At 66.3% G+C, this 11270-nt stretch carries 9 protein-coding genes and 1 tRNA gene; 4 read left to right on the top strand and 6 right to left on the bottom strand.

From position 1 onward, the window contains the following. Positions 1-36 precede the first annotated feature (36 nt). From E3T48_RS07675 to E3T48_RS07650, 6 genes are read right to left on the bottom strand one after another with little or no spacing between them, the layout of a single operon-like run. A complete protein-coding gene (locus E3T48_RS07675; protein WP_134523407.1) occupies positions 37-1728 on the bottom strand; it encodes a protein kinase domain-containing protein in 1692 nt (563 codons plus the stop codon). Next, the gene (locus tag E3T48_RS07670) at positions 1725-3176 is read right to left on the bottom strand and encodes a peptidoglycan D,D-transpeptidase FtsI family protein (protein ID WP_134523405.1); all 1452 of its coding nucleotides are present in this window, start codon (positions 3174-3176) and stop codon (positions 1725-1727) included. Before E3T48_RS07670 ends, E3T48_RS07675 begins: the two co-directional genes overlap by 4 nt. Then, positions 3177-4589, bottom strand: a complete 1413-nt coding sequence (locus tag E3T48_RS07665; RefSeq protein WP_134523512.1) for an FtsW/RodA/SpoVE family cell cycle protein — start codon at positions 4587-4589, stop codon at positions 3177-3179. Further along, on the bottom strand, positions 4573-5802 hold the full coding sequence (locus E3T48_RS07660; RefSeq protein ID WP_134523404.1) for a PP2C family protein-serine/threonine phosphatase: 1230 nt from the start codon (positions 5800-5802) through the stop codon (positions 4573-4575). Before E3T48_RS07660 ends, E3T48_RS07665 begins: the two co-directional genes overlap by 17 nt. Before the next feature lie 4 nt (positions 5803-5806). After that, complete coding sequence (locus tag E3T48_RS07655; protein WP_134523402.1) at positions 5807-6400, bottom strand: FHA domain-containing protein FhaB/FipA; 594 nt, start codon at positions 6398-6400, stop codon at positions 5807-5809. After that, a complete protein-coding gene (locus tag E3T48_RS07650) occupies positions 6397-7146 on the bottom strand; it encodes an FhaA domain-containing protein (RefSeq protein ID WP_134523400.1) in 750 nt (249 codons plus the stop codon). The genes E3T48_RS07655 and E3T48_RS07650 overlap by 4 nt, the downstream gene beginning before the upstream one ends. A gap of 392 nt (positions 7147-7538) precedes the next feature. On the opposite strand from E3T48_RS07650, the gene E3T48_RS07645 reads away from it, so the two are divergent. From E3T48_RS07645 to E3T48_RS07630, 4 genes are all read left to right on the top strand, one after another. After that, positions 7539-7622, top strand: a tRNA-Leu gene (locus tag E3T48_RS07645). A 601-nt stretch (positions 7623-8223) separates the two neighbouring features. Next, positions 8224-9195 carry a sugar ABC transporter substrate-binding protein gene (locus tag E3T48_RS07640; RefSeq protein WP_134523398.1) on the top strand — a complete coding sequence of 324 codons (972 nt, stop codon included), beginning with the start codon at positions 8224-8226 and terminating at the stop codon, positions 9193-9195. Next, complete coding sequence (locus tag E3T48_RS07635) at positions 9192-10232, top strand: ABC transporter permease (protein ID WP_134523397.1); 1041 nt, start codon at positions 9192-9194, stop codon at positions 10230-10232. Before E3T48_RS07640 ends, E3T48_RS07635 begins: the two co-directional genes overlap by 4 nt. Continuing rightward, on the top strand, positions 10232-11035 hold the full coding sequence (locus E3T48_RS07630; RefSeq protein WP_134523395.1) for an ATP-binding cassette domain-containing protein: 804 nt from the start codon (positions 10232-10234) through the stop codon (positions 11033-11035). The genes E3T48_RS07635 and E3T48_RS07630 overlap by 1 nt, the downstream gene beginning before the upstream one ends. Positions 11036-11270: the final 235 nt, after the last annotated feature.

The raw sequence follows: 11270 nt of genomic DNA, 5'->3' as shown, positions 1-11270 counted from the left end.
ATCCCGGCTATTTTACCGGAACACTCCCGGCACCGATTACGGCACTGCGGTGACGGTCACGGCGGTTGACGACGGGGAGTACGGCGACGCGGTCGCTCCGCAGAGGTACCGGAACTTGACCGTGAACGTGCCGGACTCCGGACCGGTGGTCACCGTCGCCGTGGTGGTGTCCGGCCCAACCGCGGCAGGCGAGATGGCGCCCTGGCCCTCGGCCAGGACCTCGTAGCCGGACAGGGTCTGCCCGCTGGGGCAGGACTGCGCGGCCCAGGTCACGGTCACCGGCTTGTTCTGCGCCGTGGCGGCCGGGGTCGCCGTGGGAGCGACGGTGGGGGCATCCGGGGCCACGGCGGGCGCGTAGACCTTGACCGTGATCTTCTCGCCCTTGCGCACCGGCCCGGTCGGGTTGACCGAGTAGACGGTGTCGGCGACCTCTTCGCTCTTGGTGGACGCGTTGCCGGTCTGCACATCGACGACGAAACCCAGCCCGGCAAGCTTGTCGCGGGCCTCCGTGCTGGTGAGCCCGACGTAGTCGGCCAGGGTCACCTCGACCGTGTTGCTGGTCGGGGTGGGCGTCGGCGTTGGTGTCGGGGTTGCCTTGGGCGTTGCCTTGGGCGTCGAGGACGCCGACGGGGTGGGCGCCGGGGTGGCACCCTGCTGGGTGAAGAGGGCGATCAGGGTGCCGGTGAGAACGATCGCGAGCAACGCGATCAGTGCGATCAGCGGCCAGGTCCACGGGCTGCGCTTCTTGGCGGCCGCGGCCGCTGCCGCTGTCGAGGCGCGGGTGGCGGGCGCCGCGGTGGGCAACACTGTCGTCGCCGCCATGGCGCCGGCGCCGGGCATGAGCATCGTGGCGGCGGTCGGCGTGACCCCGTTCATGATCGCGGGCACGGATGCCGCCGCTGCGGCGATGTCCCCGCGGCGCAGGGCGGCCGCGGCACGGGAGAGGTGCGCGGCCGAAGCCGGGCGGTCGGCCGGGTTCTTGGCCAGGCAGGAGATGACGAGGTTGCGCACCGGCTCCGACACGGTCTCGGGCAGGTCGGGCGCGGTCTCGTTGATCTGGGCCATCGCGATGGCCACCTGGGACTCACCCGTGAACGGCCGGCGGCCCGCGAGGCTCTCGTAGGCGACGATCCCAAGCGAGTAGATGTCGGTGGTCGGCGAGGCGGCGCGACCGCTCGCCTGTTCGGGCGAGAGGTATTGCACGGTGCCCATGACCTGGCCGGTCGCGGTGAGCGGAACCTGGTCGGCGATGCGGGCGATTCCGAAGTCGGTGATCTTGACCCGGCCGTCGGGAGTGATGAGCAGGTTGCCCGGCTTGATGTCGCGGTGCACCAGTCCGGCGGCGTGCGCGGCGTGCAGCGCGGCGGCGGTCTGGGAGACGATGTCGAGCACCTTGTCGGTGGGTAGGACATGCTCGCGCTCGAGGATGGTGGACAACGCCTCGCCGGGAACCAGCTCCATGACGAGGAACGCGCTGCCGTCTTCTTCCCCGTAGTCGAAGACGTTGGCGATGCCCTCGTGGTTGACGAGTGCGGCGTGGCGGGCCTCGGCGCGGAAGCGCTCGAGGAAGCCCGGGTCACCGAGGTATTCGTCCTTGAGGATCTTGATGGCGACGGTGCGGCCGATCACAAGGTCGACGGACTGCCATACCTCTCCCATACCGCCAATGGCGATCCGGGATTGCAGTTCGTATCGTCCCCCGAAGGTGAGCCCTGCTGTGGGTCTCATTTATTCAGCACCGCCTCTAGTACCCGCTTTGCAATTGGTGCGGCAAGGAGATTGCCGTACCCCGTCTGGCCAAGTCCCCCGCCATCCTCGACGAGAACGGAGATTGCATATTTCGGATCCTCCGCGGGGGCGAATCCGGTAAACCACAAGGTGTAGGGATCGTCGGCGGCATTCTCTGCCGTGCCCGTTTTACCTGCCACGTTGACCCCATCTATTCTTGCATTGCTGGCGGCACCGTCCTGGACCCCATTGACCATCATCTGGGTGATCGTCGCTGCGGTTTCCGCGCTCATCACCCGTTTCATGGTGCGGGGCTCGAAGGACTGGAGCGGGCTCAGGTTCGGCGCGAGGATCTGGTCGACCAGATTCGGGGCCATTTCCACGCCACCATTGGCGATCGTGGCCGACACCATGGCCATCTGCAGGGGCGTGGCGCGCACGCTGGTCTGCCCGAATGCGGACAGCGCCAGCTGGGCGTCGTCGAGTTCGAGCGGGTAGGCGCTCTGGGACACATTCAACGGAATCGAATAGTCCGTGTTGAAGCCGAACTTCTCGGCCGTGTCGCGGATTGCCTTCTCGCCGAGCTGGAGTCCCAGTTCGGCCATCGGGATGTTGCAGGACAGGCGCAGCGCCGTGGCGATGGTGACGGTGTCGCCGCCGCCGCAGGTTCCGCCGCCCGAGTTGATCACGGTCGAGGTGGACCCGGGCAGCTGGAAGGTGGCCGGGTTCGGGAAGGTGCTCTCCGGCGTGAACTTGCCGGATTCGAGCGCGGCGGTCACGACGACGAGTTTGAAGACCGAACCGGGCGGGTTGAGCGAGTTGATCGCCCGGTCGATCAGGGGGTTGGTGTCGTCGCTGACCAGCGACTCGTAGCTGTCGGTGACCCTCTGGTTGTCGTGCACCGTAAGCAGGTTAGGGTCATAGCCGGGCTTGGAGACCATGGCGAGGATGCGGCCGGTCTTCGGTTCGGTGACGACCACGGACCCCGTGAGGTCGCCGAGGGCGTCCCAGGCGGCCTGTTGCGCGACGGGGTCGATGGTGACCTCCACCGACGCCCCTTTGGCGTTCTGGCCCGTGATCAAGGAGTTGATCTTGTCGAAGAACTGCGCGTTGGACGTGCCGCTGAGCTCGCCGTTGAGCGCGTGCTCCAGTCCGGTCGGCGAGCCGTTGATCGGGATGAAGCCGGTGATCGGCGCGTAGAGCGGCCCGTTGCTGTAGGTGCGCTGGAACTTGTAGTCGTCGGCGATCGGCATCGACTGCGCGATCGGGTTGCCGGCCACGAGGATGGCGCCCCGTTCGACGGAATAGCTGTCGTAGAGCGTGCGGGTGTTGCGGGCATCCGCCGTGAGGCTGTCGGCCTGGAAGACCTGGATGATCGTGGTCGATGTGAGGAGCGCGACGAACATGAGCATCACGACGATGCTCACGCGCTTGAGTTCGCGATTCACTTAGACCACCAGCCTGGGTTGGTTGCGCAGCGTGTCGGACAGGCGCAGCAGCAGCGCGGCGATGATCCAGTTCGCGACGAGCGACGAGCCACCCGCGGCGAGGAACGGAGTGGTCAGTCCGGTCAGGGGGATCACCCGGGTGACGCCGCCGATCACGATGAAGCACTGGAGGGCGACAACGAAGGAGAGGCCGACCCCGAGCAGTTTGCCGAAGTCGTCGTTGCCGGCGAAGCCGATCCGGAACCCGCGTGCTACGAAGAGCAGGTACAGGGCGAGGATGGCGAACAGGCCGGCCAGGCCGAGTTCCTCGCCGAGGCTGGCGATGATGTAGTCGCTCTGCGGCACCGGCGTGATGTCAGGACGACCCTGGCCGAGCCCGGTTCCGATCAGGCCGCCCTTGGCGAGGCCGAAGAGGCCCTGCACCAGCTGGTAGCTGCCGCCGCTGGCGCCGTAGACATCCGGGTTGAGCGCGTCCAGCCAGTTGGTGAACCGGCCGTTGACGTATTGGAGGGTCTGGCTGGCGATGAGGGCGCCGCCGAGGAAGAGCGTCATGCCGAGGAGCACCCAGCTGAGCCGGCCGGTGGCGACGTAGAGCATGACGAGGAACAGGCCGAAGTAGAGCAGGGCGGTGCCGAGGTCGCGCTGGAAGATGATGACCGACATCGACAGCGCCCAGACCACCAGGATGGGGCCGAGGTCGCGCAGGCGCGGGAACCGCATGCCGAGTAACCGCTTGCCGACCATCGACAGGCTGTCGCGATTGCGCACCAGATAACCGGCGAAGAACACGGCGAGGGCGATCTTGGCGATCTCACCGGGCTGGAAGGTGGCGAAGGAGCCGATGCCGATCCAGACCCGGGCGCCGCTGACCTCGCGGCCGAGGCCCGGCACGAGCGGGAGGAGCAGGAGGACGACCGCGATGAAACCGGCGACGTAGGTGTAGCGAAACAGCACCCGGTGGTTGCGGATGACCAGCACGACGGCGATTCCGCAGGCGATTGCCAGCGCGCTCCACACCGTCTGACGCACGGCGGCGCTCTCCCAGCCTGCGTCGTTGTTGGCGATGTCGATGCGGTAGATCATGGCGATGCCGATGCCGTTGAGCAGGGAGGCGATTGGCAGGATGAACGGGTCGGCGTCGCGGGCGACGACACGCAGCACCACATGCAGGCACAGGACGAGTACCGACAGGCCCGCACCGAGCAGCACGAGGGTGGTGTCTATGCGACCGAGGGCGCCGAGCTGCACGAGCACCACGGAGGCCGCGTTGATGCCGCACGCGATGAGCAGCAGGAACAGCTCGAGGTTGCGAAGCTTCTGCGGGAGATGGAGACGGCGCACGCGGCCGGGCTTCGCGCCCTGCGGGCGCTGGGCGGTATCCGTCGCCGTGCCGCGGCTATTTGAGGGTGGCATCATGGAGCCGTTCGACGATGAGTTTCGCGTCTTCGAGGGAGGTCGCGCTGATGGTTTGCTGCACCTGCTGGCGGTCGAACACCCGCAGGTCGGACACCTTGAGGGTGGTGTCCTCGTAGACCGACGACAACGCGATCGGGCCGAGATCCTGCTGCACACCCTGGAAGATGGCGACGTTGCTGCCTTCGACACCGACGAAGTAGCGGGTCTGGGTCCACTGGTAGCCGAGGACTGCGGTGCCGACGATGGCGATGACGAGCAGGATGATGCCCATCAGCCAGGTGATCTTGCGCCGGCGGGCACGGCGCTCGTCTTCCTCGATGAGCTCGGAGAGGTAGTCCTGGGAGTCGGGTTCGAAGTGGGTCTCCCGCACCGGGTGCAGGCGCAGGCTGGACATGCGGAGGGCGCGGCTGCGGCTCGGCTCCTCGCCGAAGGCGAGGGGGGCGGCCGCGGATCCGACCACGGTGGGAACGTCGACCCGCTCATCGGGCGAGCCGATGTCGACGACGACGATGGTGACGTTGTCCGGCGCACCGCCGTCGAGGCTCTCCTTGACCAGGCGGCTGGCGACGCCCTGGGCGTCGAGGTCGGTGGACAGGGCCGCGGCGATTGCGGTGTTGGAGACCACGCCGCTCAGCCCGTCGGAGCAGATCAGCCAGCGGTCGCCGGGGATGGTGGCCAGGATCGACGTGTCGATCTCCGGTGACGACTCCACGTCGCCGAGCACGCGCATGAGCACGGACCGGCGCGGATGCACCATGGCCTCCTGCTCGGTGATGCGGCCGCTGTCGACGAGGCGTTGCACGAAGGTGTGGTCGACGGTGATCTGGGAGAGTTCGCCGTCGCGGAGCAGGTAGATGCGGGAGTCGCCGATGTGAGCGATCGCCACCTCGCCCTCGAGCACGACGAGGGCGCTGACCGTGGTGCCCATCCCGGTGAGTTCGGTGTGCTCGAACACGGTCTCGGCGAGCTGTGAGTTCGCGGCGATGAGGGCGGCCTGCAGGGCGAATTCGGCGTCCTGTGGGGTCTGATAGGGCTGGTCGGCCTCGATGATGCGCTTCGTGGCGATCGCGGAGGCGACGTCGCCTCCGGCGTGACCGCCCATTCCATCGGCGACCATGAACAGCTGGCGGCCGGAATACCCGGAGTCCTGGTTGTTGGACCGGATCTTTCCAACGTGGGACGCGGCCGCGCTGTGACTGACTGTCGCCATGCAGCTACCGCCGAAGCTCGAAGCTGGTTGCGCCAATCTTGACGGGGGTGTTCAGGGGGACCGGCGTCGGCACCGCGAGGCGCGAGCCGTTCAGGAAGGTGCCGTTGGTCGAATCCAGGTCCTGGATCATCCACTCTTCGTTCCAGAGCATCAGCCGGGCGTGGTGGGTGGAGGTGTAGTCGTCACGGATGACCAGGCTCGAGTCGCCCGACCGACCGATCGTGACCGAGTCGGAGGTGAGCGGGAACTCCGTGCCCGACTTCGGGCCGGACGTGATCACGAGGCGGGTGGCGTTGGTTGCGGTTGCCCGTTCCGGTCCGGAACGGGCCGGGGGAGCGGCCGGCCGGCCGGTCAGCTGCTCGGTCAGGGCCGTGGCAGAGGCGCCGGCCGGCGGCAGGGTGGCGGCGGGAACGGGCGTCGGCACGGCGGCGGCGAAGGCGATGGGTGGGGCGGATGCCGCGGCATCCTGCTGCTGTTTGCGCACCCGCTGGCCGAACAGGTCGCTGCGCAGCGCGTAGACGATGCCGAAGATGAACAGCCACAGCATCAGCAGGAAGCCGAGGCGCAACACAAGCAGCGTTAGCTCGCTGACGCTCATGCGGAGGGCCCCCAGAATCCGCCCATGTCGTGGCGTTCGGGGGGCGATTCGTGGCGGCGGTCGGCCACGGGCTCCCCGGCGGCGGCCTGGGCGATGACGCGGAAGACGATCCGGGTGCGGCCGATGGTGACCACGGAGTCCGGTTCCAGGATGGCCTGCTTGACCGGCGAACCGTTGAGTTGGGAGCCGTTGGTGGAGCCGAGGTCGCGCACCTGGGCGCGGGAGCCGTCCCAGAGGATCTCGACGTGACGGCGGGAGGTGCCGGTGTCGTCGACGGTGATGTCGGCGTCGCTGCCGCGGCCGATGACGGTGTGGGACTTGGTGAGGGGGTAGCGCTTGCCGTTGACGTCGACCACCGGGGTCCAGGTGACGCTGCCCTTGATGGTGCTGGAGTCGATCTGCACCATGCCCTCGCTGAGGCCGCGGTCGTCGGACAGGGCGATCGAGACGCCGCCGGCGAATTGGTAGCGCTGTTCGCGACCGTGCTGCTGCACGAGCTCGGTGAGCTCGTCGACGAGGGTCGGGCCGAGGTTGGTCATGCGCTGGTAGTCCTCGTGGCTCATCCGGACGACGAAGCGATTGGGCGCGAGGATGCGATCGCGGGACACGACCGCTGCTTTTGTGTCGAGCTCGCGGCGCAGTGCGGAGGTGATCTCCACGGGCTGCAGCCCCGACCTGAAGGTCTTGGCGAATGCACCGTTGACGGCGCGCTCCAAGCCCTTTTCAAAGTTGTCCAGTATGCCCACAGGTCTCCCGATCCGATCCTTTCGGCTATCTGCATGTTACTTGCCTGAAGTGTTAACACGCCCGCCAGGCAATTGGGGGCACGGTTTGTCATCCTACGGGAGGGTGCCTGCGCTCGGGGTTCACGCCGCCCGGTGGTCGAGCTTGTCGCCCGGTGGTCGAGCTTGTCGAGACCCGGTGGTCGAGCTTGTCGAGACCCGGTGGTCGAGCCTGTCGCCCCGGTGGTCGAGCTTGTCGAGACCCGGTTGATTTCGACAGGCTCAATCACCGGCGGTGGTCGAGCTTGTCGAGACCCGGATCGCGCCGCCATCCGCAGGGCTCGGCCCGACTCGATTCGGCCCACACCGCCTCGAATGGCGCATGGGCCCCGGAAAGTGCTAATCTTCCTAAGTTCGCGCGAGTGGCGGAATTGGCAGACGCGCTGGCTTCAGGTGCCAGTGTTCGAAAGGACGTGGGGGTTCAAGTCCCCCCTCGCGCACAGCGGGTTGATTGCCAAATGGGTTGAATCTATTTGCGAAACCCAGTCGGACAAGAAAGGCCCCCGGGAAACCGAGGGCCTTTCGTCATTCCGAACAGCGGCGAGTTCTACCTTTCCGGTCGAACCCGATATGCGTGCGGGTCGGTTTCGACCGGAAAGGTAGAACTCGGCGACGGAACGCCCCGCGGCGGGTATCGGCACCTGTGGATGCGGCATCCGTCGAATGCAACATCGTCGCCTACCCATCGCCGAGGTGTCCACCCTCCAGAGCACCCAGGACGCACGAATCGACTATCTCGACAGCCAGAAGAACCAGAAGCCGTACCTCTGACGCGGCGCCGCCGAAAGGACCAACTGACATGGCCCGGAGCCAGCGTCGGAACCCCGGCCGGCGATGTCGGACGCCGACGTTCCTCCCGGAATCAACTCCCCATCGAGAGAACGTGTTCGAATGTCAGAGCCAAGACCGGGCGAAGGATCCCGTTCCGATGTGAGGCAGAGCCTCGAATTCATCACCAATTCGACGCACGCGTGATGCCGGCACGAGACATCACGGCACCGAATCGAACACCACTCATCTGAATCCACTGGAGGCTCCAACATGAAGCACTCAACGCGCTGGCTGGCGGCCCTGGTCGTCATCCCGCTCGCACTCACCGGTTGCACCGCCACGGGCGACAAGACCGACACCACGGCCGGCCTTGCGTCCGGTGAGAAGGCCACCATCGCCGTTGTCACGCACGGCAGCGCGGGCGATGCCTTCTGGGATGTTGTCAAGAGCGGAGCCGAACAGGCCGGCAAAGACCTCGGCGCGACCATCACGTATCAGGGCGACGGAGACCCGGTCAAGCAGAGTCAGCTCATCGACGCGGCGATCGCCTCGAAGCCGGACGGACTGATCGTGTCCATGGCGAACCCGGACGGCGTCAAGGATACGGTCGAGAAAGCCGTCGCCGCAGGGATTGCGGTCATCACCATCAACTCGGGCCTTGAGAAATCGAAGGAGTTCGGTGCGCAGACCCACGTCGGACAGAGCGAGTTCATTGCGGGACAGGGCGCAGGTGAGAAGCTGGCTGCGAGCGGCGCCACGAATGTGATCTGTGTCATCCACGAGGCCGGAAACTCGGGTCTTGAGGATCGCTGCAAGGGCGCTGCTGACACGCTCGGTGGCACGGTTAGCAACGTCCAGGTCGACGTGGCCAACGTCGCGGACGCCCAGAACACCATCAAGAGCAAGCTCCTCGCTGATCCGTCCATCGATGGCGTGCTCACGCTCAACCCCTCGATTGCCGTGGCCGCAAGCCAGGCCGTGACCGAGGCCAAGAGCAAGTCAGTTCTTGCGACATTCGACGTTTCCGCGGACGTCACCAAGCTCATCGAGGACGGAAAGATCCTGTTCGCGGTGGACCAGCAGCCCTACTCGCAGGGCTACCTCCCGGTCGTGTTCCTCGTGCTGCAGAAGCGCAACGGTGACGTCGTCGGTGGCGGGCAGCCCGTCTATTCCGGCCCGGGCTTCGTGACCAAGGAGAACGCGGCGCAGGTCGCGAAGTTCGCGAAGAACGGCACGCGATGACCACTACGGCCATTATTTCCGGGGCGGATGAGCGGATACCGAAGGCCAGCCCCCTGATCAAGATGCTGCGCCGACCCGAGGTCGGAGCGGCGGTCGCGGCCCTGGCGATCTTCGTCTTCTTCTCCCTCTCGACCCAGACCTTCCTGACTCCCGCGGGCGTCTCCACCTGGCTGTATTCATCCTCCCTGTTCGGGATCATGGCCGTCGCCGTTGCCCTCCTCATGATCGGCGGCGAATTCGACCTCTCGGCGGGAGCCATGACCGGCACCACGGGGCTGATCGTGGGCGTGATCACCACCGAGTGGGGAGTGAACATCTGGCTCGCGATGGTCATCGCTCTCCTGGCTGCGCTCGCAATCGGCGCCGGAAACGGCTACGTCGTGATGAAGACGGGCCTGCCCAGCTTCATCGTGACACTGGCTACCTTCTTCATCCTCCAGGGACTGAACCTGGCGGTGACGAAGTTGATCACCGGCACCGTCGCGATTCAGGGCATGAGTGTGGTCCCCGGCTTCGACGCGGTCAAGATCTTCTTCGGGTCGTCCTTCCCGTTCCTCGGGATGGACCTGAAGATCTCCGTCGTCTGGTGGGTCATCCTGGTCGCCCTGGCCAGCTGGGTCCTACTCCGCACGAGGGCAGGCAACTGGATCTTCGCAGTCGGAGGGGAGGTCACGAGTTCTCGCCAAACCGGCGTTCCCGTGATGAAGACCAAGGTCGGCCTGTTCATGACCACGGCCGGCGCCGGCTGGCTCGTCGGAATGCTGCAGCTCTTCGACGTATCCACCGTCCAGGCGACGACCGGCATCGGCCAGGAGTTCATCTACATCATCTGCGCTGTGGTCGGCGGCTGCCTGCTCACGGGCGGCTACGGTTCCGCTTTCGGTGCGGCCCTCGGTGCGCTCATCTACGGGATGACCTTACAGGGCATCGTCTTCGCCCAATGGGACAACAATTGGCTGAAGGCGTTCCTCGGAGGGATGCTCCTGCTCGCCGTTCTCGTCAACCTCTACGTACGCAGGCAGGCAGGAGTCCGCTGATGACCGGGAAGATCTCATCTGTCACCCCCATCCTCGAAATGCGGGACATCGGCAAAACCTACGGTTCGATCATCGCACTGCAGGGCGTGAGCGCGTCGGTGGGAGAGGGCGAGGTGCTCTGCGTTCTCGGCGACAACGGCGCAGGCAAGTCGACCTTCATCAAGATCCTGGCCGGAGCGCACCAGCACTCGGGGGGCACGCTCCTCGTCTATGGCAAGGAGCGCAGGTTCTCGAGTCCGCGGGAGGCTCTGGACGTCGGAATCGCCACGGTGTACCAGGACCTTGCCGTGGTTCCGCTGATGCCGGTCTGGCGCAACTTCTTCCTCGGGTCGGAGATGACCCGCGGGGTCGGGCCGTTTCGCCGGCTCGATGTGAAGGCCATGCGCACGATCACCATGGAAGAACTCGCCAAGATGGGGATCGATCTGCGGGACGTCGATCAGCCCATCGGCACGCTCTCCGGGGGCGAACGCCAGTCGGTCGCCGTCGCGCGGGCCGTGTATTTCGGGGCAAAGATCGTCATCCTTGACGAGCCGACGTCTGCGCTCGGCGTCAAGCAAGCAGGTGTCGTGCTCAAGTACATCGCGCACGCGCGCGACCGCGGGCTCGGTGTGGTGTTCATCACCCACAACCCGCATCACGCCTATCCTGTCGGCGACCGCTTCCTGTTGCTCAAGCGGGGGACGATCCTCGGCGATTTCACCAAGAGCGAAATCACGATTGAAGAGATGACCCGGCTCATGGCGGGAGGAGCGGAACTCGAGGCGCTCGCCCACGAACTGGAGCGTTCGACCGGTAAGTAGGTCACGCCGACCTCGTGCCCGGCCTTCAGGGAAGGGGACGGAATCGTCGCCGACCTGCGGCGTCCTCAACCCGAGGCGTTCGGCCAGGGCAACCTCGTTCTCGAGGCGCGAGCCGGCTGGCAGGTCGCCACCGAGGATGGCCCGCTCCAGACGCTGGGAGACTTGGAAGTAGACCGGAATCGGGCCGGAACGCTCGAGGTCCATGAAGAGTCCGGCGGGGAGGGAGGCCCCCACC

This window comes from Cryobacterium fucosi, assembly GCF_004403515.1.
GTDB classification, from domain to species: Bacteria; Actinomycetota; Actinomycetes; order Actinomycetales; family Microbacteriaceae; genus Cryobacterium; species Cryobacterium fucosi.
The sequence above is the reverse complement of the archived record's forward strand: the minus strand, read 5'-3'. Positions and strand labels throughout refer to the sequence as shown.